At 63.7% G+C, this 15,271-nt stretch carries 17 protein-coding genes; 7 read left to right on the forward strand and 10 right to left on the reverse strand.

Features of this window, described 5'->3' with window-relative positions; all coding sequences use genetic code 11:
• Position 1 precedes the first annotated feature (1 nt).
• Positions 2-958 (reverse strand): LysR substrate-binding domain-containing protein, encoded by a 957-nt coding sequence (locus NGM99_RS01345; protein ID WP_252815247.1) that lies wholly within the window; start codon positions 956-958, stop codon positions 2-4.
• Between the two features lie 181 nt (positions 959-1,139).
• Here NGM99_RS01345 and NGM99_RS01350 point away from each other — a divergent pair, with 181 nt between their 5' ends.
• Positions 1,140-1,442 carry a DUF1127 domain-containing protein gene (locus NGM99_RS01350; RefSeq protein WP_252815248.1) on the forward strand — a complete coding sequence of 101 codons (303 nt, stop codon included), beginning with the start codon at positions 1,140-1,142 and terminating at the stop codon, positions 1,440-1,442.
• Positions 1,443-1,529: 87 nt separating this feature from the next.
• Here NGM99_RS01350 and NGM99_RS01355 read toward each other — a convergent pair whose 3' ends face one another.
• The 3 genes from NGM99_RS01355 to NGM99_RS01365 all read right to left on the reverse strand — a co-directional run bounded on the left by NGM99_RS01355 (position 1,530) and on the right by NGM99_RS01365 (position 4,572).
• Positions 1,530-2,282, reverse strand: a complete 753-nt coding sequence (locus tag NGM99_RS01355; protein ID WP_252815249.1) for a DUF937 domain-containing protein — start codon at positions 2,280-2,282, stop codon at positions 1,530-1,532.
• A gap of 83 nt (positions 2,283-2,365) precedes the next feature.
• Positions 2,366-3,739, reverse strand: coding sequence for a glutamate--cysteine ligase (locus NGM99_RS01360; protein WP_252815250.1), 1,374 nt, complete (start codon positions 3,737-3,739; stop codon positions 2,366-2,368).
• Between the two features lie 95 nt (positions 3,740-3,834).
• Entirely contained in the window at positions 3,835-4,572 is a 738-nt protein-coding gene (locus NGM99_RS01365; protein ID WP_252815809.1) for a 16S rRNA (uracil(1498)-N(3))-methyltransferase, read from the reverse strand.
• A gap of 107 nt (positions 4,573-4,679) precedes the next feature.
• Between NGM99_RS01365 and NGM99_RS01370 the strand changes: the two genes are divergently transcribed.
• On the forward strand, positions 4,680-5,378 hold the full coding sequence (locus NGM99_RS01370; RefSeq protein WP_252815251.1) for a type 1 glutamine amidotransferase: 699 nt from the start codon (positions 4,680-4,682) through the stop codon (positions 5,376-5,378).
• Positions 5,379-5,596: 218 nt separating this feature from the next.
• Complete coding sequence (locus NGM99_RS21560) at positions 5,597-5,725, forward strand: hypothetical protein (protein WP_289852333.1); 129 nt, start codon at positions 5,597-5,599, stop codon at positions 5,723-5,725.
• On the opposite strand, the gene NGM99_RS01375 is transcribed toward NGM99_RS21560, so the two are convergent.
• The 3 genes from NGM99_RS01375 to NGM99_RS01385 form a co-directional block, all read right to left on the reverse strand.
• On the reverse strand, positions 5,722-6,468 hold the full coding sequence (locus NGM99_RS01375; RefSeq protein WP_252815252.1) for a metallophosphoesterase family protein: 747 nt from the start codon (positions 6,466-6,468) through the stop codon (positions 5,722-5,724). The two genes, NGM99_RS21560 and NGM99_RS01375, sit on opposite strands and share 4 nt — an antisense overlap.
• Positions 6,469-6,554: 86 nt before the next feature.
• Entirely contained in the window at positions 6,555-7,484 is a 930-nt protein-coding gene (locus NGM99_RS01380) for a bifunctional 5,10-methylenetetrahydrofolate dehydrogenase/5,10-methenyltetrahydrofolate cyclohydrolase (protein ID WP_252815253.1), read from the reverse strand.
• A 99-nt stretch (positions 7,485-7,583) separates the two neighbouring features.
• Positions 7,584-8,339, reverse strand: coding sequence for a L,D-transpeptidase (locus tag NGM99_RS01385; protein WP_252815254.1), 756 nt, complete (start codon positions 8,337-8,339; stop codon positions 7,584-7,586).
• Positions 8,340-8,513: 174 nt separating this feature from the next.
• On the opposite strand from NGM99_RS01385, the gene NGM99_RS01390 reads away from it, so the two are divergent.
• Positions 8,514-9,143: a DNA-3-methyladenine glycosylase I gene (locus NGM99_RS01390; RefSeq protein WP_252815255.1), complete on the forward strand. Its 630-nt coding sequence runs from the start codon at positions 8,514-8,516 to the stop codon at positions 9,141-9,143.
• Positions 9,144-9,157: 14 nt separating this feature from the next.
• On the opposite strand, the gene NGM99_RS01395 is transcribed toward NGM99_RS01390, so the two are convergent.
• Positions 9,158-9,577, reverse strand: a complete 420-nt coding sequence (locus NGM99_RS01395) for a hypothetical protein (protein ID WP_252815256.1) — start codon at positions 9,575-9,577, stop codon at positions 9,158-9,160.
• Between the two features lie 361 nt (positions 9,578-9,938).
• Here NGM99_RS01395 and hisS point away from each other — a divergent pair, with 361 nt between their 5' ends.
• Genes hisS through hisG form a run of 3 tightly spaced genes read left to right on the forward strand, consistent with a single transcriptional unit; the run spans position 9,939 to position 13,344 of the window.
• Positions 9,939-11,531 (forward strand): histidine--tRNA ligase, encoded by a 1,593-nt coding sequence (hisS, locus tag NGM99_RS01400; protein WP_252815257.1) that lies wholly within the window; start codon positions 9,939-9,941, stop codon positions 11,529-11,531.
• Positions 11,528-12,637: an ATP phosphoribosyltransferase regulatory subunit gene (locus NGM99_RS01405; protein ID WP_252815258.1), complete on the forward strand. Its 1,110-nt coding sequence runs from the start codon at positions 11,528-11,530 to the stop codon at positions 12,635-12,637. The genes hisS and NGM99_RS01405 overlap by 4 nt, the downstream gene beginning before the upstream one ends.
• Positions 12,634-13,344 (forward strand): ATP phosphoribosyltransferase, encoded by a 711-nt coding sequence (hisG, locus tag NGM99_RS01410; RefSeq protein WP_252815259.1) that lies wholly within the window; start codon positions 12,634-12,636, stop codon positions 13,342-13,344. Before NGM99_RS01405 ends, hisG begins: the two co-directional genes overlap by 4 nt.
• Positions 13,345-13,398: 54 nt before the next feature.
• Here hisG and fumC read toward each other — a convergent pair whose 3' ends face one another.
• A complete protein-coding gene (gene fumC, locus NGM99_RS01415) occupies positions 13,399-14,793 on the reverse strand; it encodes a class II fumarate hydratase (RefSeq protein WP_252815260.1) in 1,395 nt (464 codons plus the stop codon).
• Positions 14,794-14,948: 155 nt separating this feature from the next.
• Positions 14,949-15,140 carry a CsbD family protein gene (locus NGM99_RS01420; RefSeq protein WP_252815261.1) on the reverse strand — a complete coding sequence of 64 codons (192 nt, stop codon included), beginning with the start codon at positions 15,138-15,140 and terminating at the stop codon, positions 14,949-14,951.
• Between the last annotated feature and the right edge of the window lie 131 nt (positions 15,141-15,271).

Here is a 15,271-nt window from a genome sequence, read left to right on the forward strand (position 1 = left end):
CTCACCAGCCCGCCAAAACCTGTCCGGGCTTTTGCCGCTTCATGCGCGACAGACTGAGGCCGGCGAAATCGAAGCTGCCGGACTCTTCGATCAAGGGCACCGAGATATTGTCGAGGCTTTCGCTGATGTGGCGCGCAAGCGCGTCCACGATCTCGGGCCGGCTCGAGGCCCCGCGCAGGATGCCGATTTCGAAATCCGGCAAGGGGGAGAAGCCCTCGGTTTCGCCGAGCACCCGCATGCCGGGGCGCAGCGCGCATTCGGGCAGAACCGAGACGGCAAGGCCGGAAAGCACGGCCGCGCCGATCACCGCCGCCGACCATGATGAAAACAGCACGCGATAATCGCGACCCGAGCGGTCGAGCTGTTCCACCGCCGCGCGGCGCCAGCAGCAGGTAGGGCGGCCGAAGGCCATCGGCAGAACCGCCTCCTCGTGCACGGCATGGTTCGTGGAGGAAACCCAAAGCAGCGGTTCGCGCCGCACCACCTCCGACGAACCGAGCGAACGGTCATGCGTGATCAGCGCGAGGTCGAGTTGGCCGCGCTTCATGTGGTCGATCAGGTTGGCGGTCGGCTCGCAGATGACCGTCAGCTCGACACGCGGATGGGTGCGGGTGAAGCGCGCCATGATTTCCGGCAGGAAGCGGTCGGCATAGTCGTCCGGCGTGCCGATGCGCACCGTGCCTTCGAGCCGGCGATCGTCGAAGGCGGCCAGGGTCTCGCGGTTGAGATGCAGCATGCGCCGCGCATAGGACAGGAGCCGCTCGCCTTCTTCCGTCAGCTTGTTGGTGCGTCCGTCCTTCTCGAAAAGCGGGCGACCGATGCGCTCTTCCAGCCGGCGCATCTGCATCGAGACGGCGGATTGCGTGCGGAACACCTCATTCGCCGCGCGGGTAAAACTGCCCGAATCGGCAATGGCGACGAAGGTCTGGAGCTGGTCGAGATCGAGCGGCGAGGCCATGGGAATAATCCATCAGCAAGCTTGATAGTCAGGATTAGAAACATTCGTTGGAATAATCAATCGAGCGAGAGCATCTTGTGATGGTTCGAACGCCAGCAAAGCCACCGCGAAGCCACGCGGAAGCGGACGGGGATAGGCCCCGGACCGATCGGCGGCGTTCGTCTTGACCCGGAGAATTCCCATGGCAACGCTTGCCAGCCTATCCAGCGCCTCGTCTTCCCGCTTTGCCGCCCCGCGCGCCGCAAATGCAGTGGTTCGCCTGGTCAAGGGCGTGCACGCCATGTGGAAAGCGATGCGAAACCGCCGTCAGATTTATCGCCTGGGCGAGATGAGTGATTTCGAATTGGCGGATATCGGCCTGACCCGCACCGACCTTTACGTGGCGGTCACAGGCCCGCTCGGCATCGATCCGACCACGACGCTCGGCACCATTGCCTATTCGCGTATCCATTCGGTCGAAGAGGGCGCGCGCCGCGTCGCCTGAACGAATTCTTCGCAGGCGGTCGTCGCATCCCGTTGCGGCTCCCCGTTCCGCCTGCTTACCTGCCCGGCCTTTCGAGGCCGGGCTTTTTTATGGGCGCTTCTCCATGCCCTTCAGGAACTGGTCGAACACGCCTTGGAGCCCGCGCAGGTACTCGTCCTGCGTCTTTCGGCCGGTTTCGAACATCTGGCTCATCGCCTTGGCGTAAGGGTTGTCGGGCTTTTCCGGTTCAGGCTTGGGTTTCGCACCGCCGTGCCACTGGTCGAAAACCTTCTGCCACGGGTTACCGTCGGCACTCGCCTTGAACATTCCTTCCATCGCTTTCGCGTAAGGATTGTCGGTCCACGGATTTCCGGCCGGTGCTGCGCCGCCCACCTGTTGCATCATCTGGGCATAGAAATCCGCGAAAGGGTTGGTGCCCTGCGATGATGAGCGGGCTTCCTTGGCGAAGCCGCCCATGAGCATCGCCGCGATGACAGGAAGCATCTGGCTCATCACCTGAGCGCCCAGGCCCGAGGCGCGGGCCGCTTGCTCGGCGATGGCGCGGCTGAGTTCCTTGGAGCCGAAAATCTGGCCGAGCACGGTGTTGCCATCGGCAATCCCCTGGGGGGTGAAGGCGCGGGCGGCGTCCTCGAAATATTTCGCGTGCTGATTGCTCGCCAGCGCGCTCATGAAGGCGCCCATGCCGTAGGGATCGGCGGTGAAGCGGCGGAAGGCCTCGCTGAATGCGGGAAGCAGGGCCGACAGCGCTTCCTGCGCCTGGGTCTGGCTGAGGTTGAACTGGCGAGCGAAGGCATCGGGACCTCCGCCGGCGCGCAAGAGCATGTCCCACAACGGCAGCATTCCAACCTCCTCCCTTTATCTCGTTGGGGGAGATGCTAGCGCGTCGAACATGCCTCGCGCTAGTGGCGACGCTCGCTCAGGTCTCAGTAGGCGTATTCGAGGAAGACAGGCTCGATCGAGCCGCCCCAGCGGGTGTTGAAAGCGGTCAGCATTTCTTCGGCCGAGGTCGAGTTGCGCGCGACGACTTCTTCCAGCGTTCCGAGGAAATGGGTCTCGTCATAGCCATCGCCATTGAGCCTCGCGCGGCTGGCGAGGCCGGCTTTCGAGATTGCCAGAACCTCGCGTGCAATTTCGCGCAGGGACTGTCCGCGATGCGTGGCGCCGATGCCTTGGGCGGGCACCGCATCGCGCATCGCCTGCACTTCCTCGAACGTCCAGTCGCGCGTCAGCGTTTCGGCGGCGTCGAGCGCTTCGGCATCATAGAGCAGGCCCACCCAGAAGGCGGGCAGGGCGCAGATGCGCCGCCAAGGTCCGCCATCCGCGCCGCGCATTTCAAGGAAACGCTTGAGGCGCACATCAGGGAAGAGCGTGGAAAGGTGGTTCGTCCAATCTCCCATGTTCGGCAAGCCATCCGGGATTTCGTTACGCAGCTCACCCTCCATGAACTGGCGGAAGGTCCAGCGCGTGAGGTCGTGGTAGCGGCCCTCGCGGATCGAGAAATACATCGGCACGTCGAGAGCCCACTCGACATAATCGGCGTAGCCGAAGCTGTCGGAAAAACAGATGGGCAACAGGCCCGAGCGTTGATTGTCGGTGTCGCGCCAGATCTCACCGCGCCATGACTGCAGCCCGTTCGGCTTGCCGTCGGTGAAGGGCGAGTTGGCGAAAAGTGCGGTCGCGAGGGGCTGGAGCTTGAGGCCGACCTGCATCTTGCGGCGCATGTCGGTTTCGGATGCGAAGTCGAGATTCACCTGGATCGTGCAGGTGCGATACATCATGTCCAAACCCTGGCTACCGACTTTGGGCATGTACCGGGTCATGATGTCGTAGCGCGATTTCGGCATGCGCGGCGTCTGCGCAAGCGTCCATTTCGGGCTGCCGCCGAGGCCTAGGAACCGGATGCCGAGCGGTTCGGCGATCTCGCGCAGCTGCGCCAGGTGCGCGTTGCTCTCGCGGCAGGTCTGATGGATCGTTTCCAATGGCGCGCCAGATAATTCGAACTGTCCGCCGGGCTCGAGCGAGATGGCCCCCTGGCCGGTCGGCTCGACCAAACCGATGATGCGGCCTTCGTCGAGGATCGGCTCCCAGCCGAGCATCCTCTGCATGCCTTCGAGAAGCGTGCGGATCGAGCGTTCGCCCTCGTAAGGCACCGGCGCGTGACCATCGGTGAAGAAGGGGAATTTCTCGTGCTCGGTGCCGATGCGCCAATCGCTGTCGGGCTTCTCGCCTTTGGCGAGATAAGCGATCAGCTCATCGACGGTTTCGACGGGCCGGGAATCGGTCGTGTCGCGCGCCATAGGGAAAGAAGTCTCCGGCCAGTTGCGTGAGCGTGATGGACGATTGCCTGTTGAGCGGGCAAGCGAAAAATCCTTGAGGCGGGATCAAAGACGGTTCAACGCCAATCGCCGAGCGTCGCCTGCACCAAAGCGAGCGCCGCGACCGCCGCCGTATCCGCGCGCAGAATGCGGGGACCGAGCGGGATGGCCGTCACGAAGGGAAGGGCACGCAGCCGCTGCCGCTCGGCGTCCGAAAAGCCGCCTTCGGGGCCGACGAGGAGCGCGACTGGGCTAGGACCGAGCGCTTGGAGTGCGGCGAGGGGGCCATCACCGGGTGCATCCTCGTCGCAGAAGACGAGGCGGCGCGAGGCGTCCCAGCCATCGAGCAGCGCATCGAGCTTCACTGCATCCTCGATGGCCGGCACGGCCAGAACGCCGCATTGCTCGGCGGCTTCGACCGCATTGGCCTGCATCTTGTCGCGGCGGGGTGCGGCGCCTTGCGTGTGCTGGGTCATCACGGGCTGTATGGTGCCGGCACCCATTTCAACAGCCTTCTGCACGAGATAGTCGAGCCGCCCGACCTTGAGGGGCGCGAAGCAGAACAGCAGTGGGCTTGGGTCGGGCTGAGGCCGGGTTTGTTCCACCGCCGTCAGCGTGACGAGTTTTTTCGACGCGTGACCGAGGCGCGCGCGCCACTCGCCATCGACACCGTTGAAAACCAGAACCTCGGCGCCTTCCACCATGCGCAGGACGTGGAGGAGGTAGTGGGTTTGAGCCGTGTCGGGCGTGACCGTCGCCCCTTCGCTCAGGGGAACTTTCACGAACAGACGTTGCATTCTGTAATTCGCACGCATGCCGTTCGGCATCGGCGGAACGGCGCGCAAGGTCAAGCGCCAGATGGGGTCTTTGCGCAGCATTCAATCACGCATAGGAGAAGCGAAGCGGAACGAAAGAGGCCATCATGAGGCGCGTGCTGGTGATCCAGAATTATGGGGGCACGGGTCTCGGCCAGCTCGGCGATGCGCTGGCCGAGCGCGGCATCGAGGCGGATATCCGGCGCGCCTATGCCGGTGAGGCATTTCCCGACACGCTGGAGCATGATGGGCTGATCATCTTGGGCGGCGGGCAGAACGCGCTGGATGACGAGGGCAGCCCCTATTTCCCGAGACTCCTCAAGCTCGCGAAGGAGGCGGCCCATGCCGGACGCCCTGTGCTCGGCATCTGTCTTGGTGCGCAGCTTCTGGCGCGGGCACTCGGTTCCGAAAATCTCATGGGCAAAACGAGCGAGTTCGGCTGGTGCGCGGTGCGGCTCACGCCCGAGGGTGCCGAAGACCCGGTGCTCGGGCAATTGCCCGGCGAATTCCCGATCTTCGAATGGCACGATGATACCTTTATCCTGCCGCGCGGTGCGTCACGGCTGGCCGGCAATGACGCGACACACAATCAGGCCTTTCGCTTCGGTACGGCGGCCTACGGCATCCAGTTCCATTTCGAGGCCGACCGCAAGCTCGTGCGCGAGTGGAGCTCGGCTTTTGCGGACGTGATCGAGAGAAAACAGTCGGGCTGGGAGGCGCGTCAGGAGAGCGAGGCGAAACGCCTAAGTGCGCAGGCGGACGAGGCCGGGCGGATCATCTCCCATGCCTGGATCGATCTCCTCTAGTCCACCGCCCGAAGCTCTGTGGCAATTTTGATACGGCCGCCGAGTATCAACAGCTCGGTGCCCCGGATCGGCTGGTTTTGGCCCATTTCCATCCATAGAAGCCCGCCTCGCGACGGAACAGGCCTTTGCCTGCCACGTTGTTTCGTCCGAGTTCGCAACTCAATCGTAACCGCGTCCGTGGCTTATAGGGCCACCCAACAAAGCTTGGAATTTTTCCCGTGAAAGCCGCTCTTCTTTCCATCGCCATGCTCTCCGCCATCGCTGTCTGGGGTGCCGGCATCTATGCAGCGGATGCGTCCACCAACCACGCGGTGGTCGATGGCTACGGCGTTTCGGCCTCCCGCTAAGACACGCCGATCAGCTGCTTTGCCGCGCCCTCGATTCGGAGGGCGCTCAGGCGGCCGGTCATGAAGGCGCCCGTATCGAGGTTGACCCTGTTGGGTCTGATATCGGGCGCTCGCACAGGCGTATGGCCGTGCACCACCAGCTTCGGATGAAGCGGTTCCCAATCCAGAAACACATCCCTGATCCAGACGAGATCGTCCTGTTGCTGCCTGTCGAGCGGGCGGCCGGGCCTGATACCGGCATGACAGAAGAAGATGTCGCCGAAGCTCGCATGGAAGGGGAGTTGAAGCAGGAAGTCGAGATGTGCCTGGGGCACCGCGCGGACGAGTTCCGCGTGGCCTTGGATCAACGCGCGGTCGTCGTTGAAATTCAACTCGATGCCATATGAGCGAGCCGTCTCCTCGCCACCATACCGGGCGAAGAGGCCATAGGCATCCGGGCTGCCGAGAAAATCCAGAAAGCCGACATCGTGATTGCCGCCCAGCGCCAGCACGCGGCTGTCCTGCTTTTGCGCTTCGGTTATGAGATCGAGCACGCCTTTCGAGTCCGGGCCACGATCGACGTAATCGCCCAGATGAATGACGCGCCAGTCATCCGGTCTGTCTGCTTCGATCTCGCCGAAGATCCGGTCGTGCATGGCAGCCAGAAGGTCGCGGCAACCATGGACGTCGCCGATTGCGTAAAGGCGCATGCCATCGGGTGCGCTTGCCATCTCGAAAGAGAAGCCGGGTGTTTCGCATGGCATGGGCACCCTCCGATTCGCGCTGGAATCAGCTTGTGCGTATGGGTTCGCCCGAGGCGGCGCAAGCCGGTTGCGGCTGTGCCCGGTGTCTAGCCGACCTTCGTTGCGAATGCGGAGGTGTAGAGCTCCTGTTGCCGCTTCAGTGCCACCATCGTGTTGCGCATCAGGATCGAGACCGTCACCGGCCCGACGCCGCCCGGAACCGGAGTGATCCACGAGGCGACGTCCTTGACGCTGTCGCTGTCGACATCGCCGACGACACGCTCTTGGCCGTCCGGGCCGATCTCCGAATTGATGCCGATATCGATCACGGCGGCACCAGGCTTCACCATATCCGCCTTGATGAAGCGCGGCTTGCCGACCGCCACGAACAAGGCATCCGCACGGCGCGCATGGGCGGCCACCGAGCGCGTCATGTGGTGACAGACGGTTACCGTCGCCCCTTCACTCATCAGCAGAAAGGCGATGGGCTTGCCGACGATCTCGGAATGGCCGACCACGACGGCTTCGAGGCCTTTGAGGTTCAACCCCGTACTTTTCAGCATCTCGACGGAAGCCGCCGCCGTGCAGGGGGCGAGGTCGAGCTGGTTGTAGACGATGTTGCCGATCGAGGCCGGGTGCATGCCTTCCACATCCTTGAGCGGATGGATCGCGGCCTGCATGGCCTTCACGTTGATCTCGCGGGGCAGGGGACGCTGGATGATAATGCCGGTCACGCGCGGATCGGCATTCATGCCCTGGATCGCGGCTTCCAGTTCGCGCTGCGTGGTGTCGGCCGGCAGACGTCGCTCGTCAAAGGCGATGCCGCAGGATTCCGCCTTGCGCCTCTGGTTGCGCACATAAACATCGACCGCGGCGACTTCGCCCACGGTGATGGAGACGAGACGGGGCGGGAAACCGTCCTCGGTTGCCTTGGCTACGGCTTCGCGGACCTCGGCCAGAATGCCTTCCGCGATCGGACCGCCGCGCAGGAAACGATTATCGGTGGCACTGACCAGGGGCGAGCTTTGATGTTGCATGCGCCTGCATAACCCAGACCAACGAAAAAGGGCAGCGCGATTGCGAACCGCGCTGCCCTTTGCTGCGACCACGCGCCCCTCCGCGCCGGCCGGCGAAACTCACATCACGACGACGGTGGCGCCGACCGGCACGCGCTCGTAGAGATCGGTCACATCCTCGTTGCGCATACGAATGCAGCCCGACGATACCGCGCCGCCGATGGTCCAGGGCTGATTGGTGCCGTGGATGCGGTAGAGGGTCGAGCCGAGATAGAGCGCACGGGCGCCGAGCGGATTTTCGGGACCGCCCGCGAGGTAGGTCGGCAGATATTTGCCCTTGGCCTTCTCACGCGCGATCATCTGCGCCGGCGGACGCCAGTCGGGCCATTCCTGCTTGCGTGTCACCTTGTGCGTGCCGGCCCATTCGAAGCCAGGCTTGCCGGTGCCCACGCCATAGCGCCGCGCGGTCCCGCCTGAGCCCACGAGATAGAGAAAGTTCTGCCGCGTATCGATCACCACCGTGCCCGGCGATTCCGAGCCGGAATAGGCGACCTCCTGCGGCAGGAAGATCGGATTCATCTCGCGCCGCACCTTCTGCTTGGCGGGACGCGTCACGGCGGCTGGTGTCACATCCGGCTCGACGCGCACGCCTTCGTTGCGCATCACGCGACGGGGAAGGCGCTGATTGGCCGGCACTTCGCGCATCACGCGGCGCTGAACGCGTGCGGGCTGTTCGCCCAGCTGCATCACCCAAGGTGCCGAAAGGTCGGGGCTGACCATGACCGGCGGCCGTTCGCGATAGCGGTCGCTGGCCTGTGCCGGCATGGCCGTCAGCGCGGTGGCTGCGGAAAGTGCGAGAACGAAGATTGGTCTCATGGGGCGCGGAAACTCTCGAACACACAATCGAATATGGCAGCCACGTTCCGCTCATCTCCCAACCAATTGGTGAATCCCGAACGGTCCAGCGCCAAACCGGGATGGAAACCATTTGGTACGGTTACCGCCCCGTCTCCGCGCGTGGTAAAGGCCCGCTTAAACGGAGGTTCGGGAATGGAAGAAGGGCTGATCGCAGGCGAGGACGGGCGCATCCGCTGCTTCTGGCCTGGCAGGCTGCCGGACTATCTGCGTTACCACGACGAGGAATGGGGCCGCCCCGTGACAGATGACAAGCGGCTCTTCGAGAAGGTCTGCCTCGAAGGCTTCCAGTCGGGGCTGTCCTGGCTCACGATCCTGCGCAAGCAGGAGAACTTCCGACGCGCCTTTGCCGACTTCGATTTTCACGTCGTCGCGCAATTCGGACAGGAGGATGTCGAGCGGCTGGTGCTGGATGCGGGGATCATCCGCCATCGCGGCAAGATCGTCTCGGTCATCAACAACGCCCGGCGCGCCATCGAACTGGTGCAGGAGGTGGGTTCGCTCGCTGCCTTCTTCTGGCGCTTCGAGCCGAAGCCGGAAGAGCGGCAGGCGCGGATCGATCTGAGCTACTATCGCGCCAATCCGACCGTGGCGGCCTCGCACGCGCTTTCCAAGGCTCTCAAGAAACGCGGCTGGACCTTTGTCGGGCCGACCACGGTCTATGCGTTGATGCAGGCGATGGGGATGGTGAACGACCACCTCGAAGGCTGCTTCTGCCGGCAAGAGGTGGAAAAGGAAAGGGCCGCTCTGAGGCGGCCCGCTTGAACAATGATCGATGTCTAGCGCTTGACGTAGAGGCCGTCGCGGGCCGGCGTGGCCCGCTCGCCGCCCATGTGCCAGATCAGTCCATTCGCACCGCGCTCGAGCACAAGGCCGGAGAATTCGGTACGGTCCAGCACCGGCGTATCCGCGACCTTGGTCGCACCCGTCGGCATCAGGGTCACGGCGTTGCCGTCGACCGTCCAGCAGCCGTTGCCGCGCTGCGCGACGGCGCCGTAGGACAAGCGGTAATCGAAGGTGCCGTCGCGCTTCAACGTGACCCGCGAGCCGACATTCATCACGCCTTGCAGATCGTAACGACCGGCAAGCGCCGGATCGCCAGCGACGCAAGACCCTTGCGTCACCGCCCCGGAGGTCGCAGCCCCCAGCAGAAGGAGGCTGCCAGCCAGCCCCCCGATGGTCAAAACCGAACCCCGCATACTGAAAATCCCGAAACCCTGAAAAAGCTAATGTGAAAGTGTAGCCACGAAAGCGAGCACCACCACGGCCATCGGCGCCATCGCGCCAAAGGCTGCGGCAAGAAGCTTTCCTGCGCCTTGTAGTTCCTGAGATTCACCAACTCGTGTACGCATAGCCTTCACGCTTTCTTACGCGCCGATATCTGCAATCTTTGTTTCCGCCCGATGCCGGGCAGGCGAGGCGAGTGAAACAGGCGTGGCAACAGACCCTTCCGGCCTTGCCCAGCGGCCAAGCCATCGGCTAGAGCAAGCCCCGCGAAAAGCTGTCAGCCCCGTTTCCCGTCCTCGGGGCGAATATCAAGAACAAGAAGCAGGCCAATCCATGACCGAACGGCGCGAAAAGATGAAGGCGCGGCTGCCACGCGGCTTTGTCGACCGCACGCCCGCCGACCTGCGTGCCACCGCCCGCATGACCGAGACGATCCGCGAGGTCTATGAGCGCTACGGTTTCGAGCCCGTCGAAACCCCGCTGGTCGAATACACCGATGCGCTCGGCAAGTTCCTGCCCGATCAGGACCGCCCGAACGAGGGTGTCTTCTCGTTTCAGGACGATGACGAACAGTGGCTGTCACTGCGCTACGACCTGACCGCACCGCTCGCGCGCTATGTGGCGGAAAACTGGGAGCGCCTGCCCAAGCCCTATCGCTCGTACCGCGCCGGCTGGGTGTTCCGCAACGAAAAGCCCGGCCCAGGCCGCTTCCGCCAGTTCATGCAGTTCGACGCCGACACGGTGGGTACGCCGGGTGTGGCCGCCGATGCCGAGATGGCGATGATGATGGCCGACGTGATGGAGGCGCTCGGGATCAAGCGCGGCGATTACGTGATCCGCGTCAACAACCGTAAGGTGCTGGACGGCGTTCTGGAAGCAATCAGGCTTGGCGGCGAGGAGAACGCACCGCGCCGACTCACTGTGCTCCGAGCAATGGATAAGCTCGATAAATTCGGGCCTCTCGGCGTTCGAGAACTGCTAGGTGAAGGGCGTCGGGACGAGAGCGGCGATTTCACGAAGGGCGCACAACTTACACCTAGCGCTAATAACGCTGTGGTATCATCAATCACACTATTTAAGCCGTGGTTTTTTGAGAGTGAACAGCGTTTAAAGCGAGCTCATCGCTTCTTCTACAAAGGGTGGCGTAAGCCTTTTTCAGTAGATGTGTATAGAAAATATCTTCTTGAAATATTGAACGCGGAACAATTGCCTTCCATTGCCGAAGAAGGATTGAGGGAACTCGAAGCTATCAGGAAAATGGTTCGTGATGCGGGCTATGGAACCGATCGCATCCGCATCGACCCATCCGTCGTCCGCGGCCTCGAATATTACACGGGCCCCGTTTACGAAGCCGAACTGACCTTCCCCGTTACCAACGAAGACGGCGAGATCGTGCGCTTCGGCTCTGTCGGCGGCGGCGGTCGTTATGATGGTCTCGTTTCGCGCTTTCGCGGCGAGCCTGTGCCGGCGACGGGCTTCTCCATCGGCGTCTCGCGGCTGATGACCGCGCTGAAGAACCTCGGCAAACTAACGGACTCTGACTCCGTGGGTCCGGTCGTCGTGCTCGCCATGGACAAGGACACCGAAAGCCTCGGCCGCACCCAGCGCATGGCGACCGCGCTGCGCGATGCCGGCATCAAGGCCGAGATGTATCTGGGCGGCGCGGGCATGAAGGCGCAGATGAAATATGCCGACCGCCGCAACGCGCCTTGCGTCGTGATCCAGGGCGCCGATGAGCGCGCGGCCGGCACGGTGCAGGTCAAGAACCTGATCGAAGGCAAGCGCCTGTCCGAAAACATCACCGACAATACCGAATGGCGCGAAAGCCGCCCCGCGCAGGAAACGGTGCCAGAGGCCGAGATGGTCGCCACCGTGCGCCGCGTGCTCGGTGCGCAGAAGGCGGACCGCGAGAGGGGCGCCCGTTGAGCGCGCTTGCGGCTCAAGTCGCAGCCTTCCTCGCCGCGCGAGACGCGGGCGCGGTCGATGCGGCCATTCTCCAGCCCGCCGAACCTTTCCTCGACATGGCCGGCGAGGACCTGCGCCGGCGTATCTTCTTGACCGAAAGCGAGACCGGCGAAACGCTCTGCCTGCGCCCGGAATGGACGATCCCCGTCTGTCTCGACCACATTGCGAGCCAAGCCGGCACGCCGCGCCGCTATTCCTATTGCGGCGAAGTCTTCCGCCAGCAGCGTGCGGGTGCGGTGGAGTTTCTGCAGGCCGGCATCGAGGATTTGGGCGAAACCGACACGGCGTCCGCCGATGCGCGCTCGCTGGCCGATGCCCATGCGCTGGTTCAAACCGTGCTTCCAGACCAAAGCGTTGCGATAACCTTGGGCGATCAGGCTGTGTTCGAGGAGGTGCTGACCGCGCTCGGCCTGCCGCGTGGCTGGCGCCGCCGCCTCGTGCGCGCCTTCGGTTCGCCCGATCAGCTTTCGGCGGCTCTCGAAGATATCGCGAACCCGGTCAAGCGGGGCATTCTCGCCGAAGAAGCGGGCGAGCAGATCGCACAGAGTGACGAGGAAACCATTGCCACGCTTCTGCGCGGCGAGATGGAAAGCGCCGGCTTCTCGCCGAGCGCGGGCCGCACGCCGGAAGACATCGCGCATCGCCTGCTCGAGAAAGCCTCGCTCGCGAGCCTGCGTCTGCCAGCCGCCGAACTGCGCGCGCTGCGCATCTTCCTTTCCGTCAAGGTCTCACTCGAGCGCGCCACCGATGCGCTCTACGCCTTCGGGCGCGGCGCGGGGATCACGCTCGACGGCGCGGTGGAAGGCTTTGCGCGTCGCAGCGATGCGCTTCGCGAGCATGGGCTGACGCTGGCCGAAATTCGCTACGATGCCGCCTTCGGCCGTCCGCTCGACTACTATACCGGCCTCGTCTTCGAGATCGCCACGGCCGACGGCGAGCGTCCGCTGATCGGCGGTGGCCGCTATGACCGTCTGCTAACCCTGCTGGGTGCCGCCGATCCCATTCCCGGCGTTGGCTTTTCCGCCTGGCTCGACCGCATCGAAGCTGCCCGGGGAGGTGCCGCGTGACCGTCCGCCTCGCCATCCCCTCCAAGGGCCGCCTGCGCGACGAGGTACTGGAGCGCCTCGAAGCCGCGAACCTGCGCGTCGAACTGCCCGAGGACGACCGTTCCTATCGCGCCCGCATCGCGGGGCTCGACGGTGTCGAGGTCTCGTTCCTCTCGGCGTCTGAGATCGCGCGCGAACTGGGCGCGGGCCGCGTCGATCTGGGCGTCACCGGCGAGGACCTGCTGCGCGAAACCTGGGCCGATGCCGAAACGCGCGTGCCGATCTTGTCGCGTCTGGGTTTTGGCCGCGCCGATGTGGTAGTGGCCGTGCCTGAAATCTGGCTCGACGTCGAAACCATGGCCGATCTCGACGACGTGGCAGCCGAGTTCCGTCAGCGCCACGGACGGCGGCTGACCATCGCCACCAAGTACTGGCGGCTGACGCAGCAGTTCTTTTCGGGTAGCCATGGCATTCAGGTCTATCGCATCGTTGAGAGCTTGGGCGCCACTGAAGGCGCGCCGACCGCAGGCTCCGCCGATCTGATCGTGGATATCACCACGACTGGTGCCACCCTGCGCGCCAACCATCTGAAAATCCTGTCCGACGGCGTGATCCTCCGCTCGGAAGCCTGTCTGGCTGTTTTCGCCTCCGAGCGGAGCGAAGTGGATGATGCCTTGATCCGCGAGATCGTGGAGCGTCTGAACGAGAGCGTTTCAGCCGAAGCTTGATGCAAAAAGGCCCGGTGCGAACCGGGCCTTTTCTGTTTCAACTGTGCGAAGGCTTCAGCCCGGCCGCGTCATGTCGGCCGGCACCACCAGGCGATCGTAGTCCTCGGCTGAAACCAGGCCGCTTGCCAGCGCCTCGTCCTTCAGCGTCGTGCCGTTCTTGTGCGCGGTCTTGGCGATCTTGGCGGCCGCATCGTAGCCGATGGTGGGGGCGAGGGCGGTCACCAGCATGAGCGAGTTATCGAGCCCGCGCTTGATGATGTCCTCGCGCGGCTCGATGCCGACCACGCAGTTCTCGGTGAAGGACACGGCGGCATCCGCCATCAGGCGAACGGACTGAAGGAAGTTATAGGCCATCACCGGGTTGAACACGTTCAGCTCGAAATGGCCCGACGCACCTGCGAAGGTGATCGCGGCATGATTGCCGAACACCTGCACGCAAACCTGCGTCAGGGCCTCGCACTGGGTCGGGTTCACCTTGCCCGGCATGATCGAGGAGCCCGGCTCGTTCTCGGGGAGAGCCAATTCGCCCAAGCCGGAGCGCGGGCCTGAGCCCAGGAAGCGGATGTCGTTGGCGATCTTGAAGAGAGAGGCCGCCACCGTGTTGATGGCACCATGGCTGAACACCATCGCGTCATGGGCGGCGAGTGCTTCGAACTTGTTGGGCGCCGTGGTGAAGGGCAGGTGCGTGATTGCCGCGATGCGCTCGGCCACCGCTTCCGCAAAGCCCACCGGCGCGTTGAGCCCGGTGCCGACAGCCGTGCCGCCTTGGGCGAGTTCCATGAGCTTGGGCAGCGTCTGCTCGATGCGCGCGATGCCGTTCTCGACCTGCGCGGTGTAGCCCGAAAATTCCTGGCCAAGCGTCAGCGGCGTCGCGTCCTGCGTGTGCGTGCGGCCGATCTTGATGATGCTTTTCCACGCTTCCGCCTTGTCGTTGAGCGCGTTGCGCAGCGTCTGCAACGCGGGCAGCAGGCGGTGCACGATCTCCTCCGCGCACGCGATGTGCATCGCGGTCGGGTAGGTGTCGTTGGACGATTGGCTCATATTGACGTGGTCGTTCGGGTGAACCGGCTTCTTCGAGCCCATGGTTCCACCAAGCATCTCGATGGCGCGGTTCGAGATCACCTCGTTGGCGTTCATGTTCGACTGCGTACCCGAGCCCGTCTGCCAGACGACGAGCGGGAAGTGTGCGTCGAGCTTGCCCTCGATCACCTCCTGTGCGGCCTTGACGATGGCGTCGCCGACGGTGCTGTCGAGGCGTCCCAACCCCATATTGGCTTCCGCCGCCGCGCGCTTGACGATGCCGAGGGCGCGCACGATGGGCAGCGGCTGCTTTTCCCAGCCGATCTTAAAGTTACCGAGGGAACGCTGCGCCTGCGCGCCCCAGTAGCGGTCGCTCTCGACCTCGATGCCGCCGAATGTATCGGTCTCGGTTCTCGTGCTTGCAGCCATCTCGTGCCCCTTCGCGAACGTGGTGGCAGAGCGCTAACGTCTCGAACGCGTAGGTTCAAGCGGGCGAGGGACCTATCAATCGATTGGAGCGGGAATGCACAGAAGAAAAGCGGCCCCGAGGAGCCGCTTTTCAGTTATTCCGAAAGGATGGAAGATCAGATCTTGTCGATCCCGTCCTTCACCTTTTCCTTGGCGTCGCCGACGCCCTTCTGAAGCTTGCCTTCAGCCTTGTCGGCCTTGCCCTCAGCCTGCAGGGCCGGGTCGTTGGTGGCACCGCCCCAAGCATCCTTCACGGCGCCCTTGATCTGCTTGCCGACGCCTTCGGTCTGGTCCGAATTGATACCCATGATGCAATCTCCCTTGTGGATCGTTGGAGTGCATGGGTAACGGCGCCGCCTGTCGAATGTTCCCTCGTTTCTATCAAATGACAGTTTCGATGAACCGGAAGGGCAAAAGAAAAGGGCGGCATCGCTGCCGC

It is taken from the genome of Mesorhizobium liriopis, assembly GCF_024053505.1.
Taxonomy (GTDB): Bacteria; Pseudomonadota; Alphaproteobacteria; order Rhizobiales; family Rhizobiaceae; genus Mesorhizobium_B; species Mesorhizobium_B liriopis.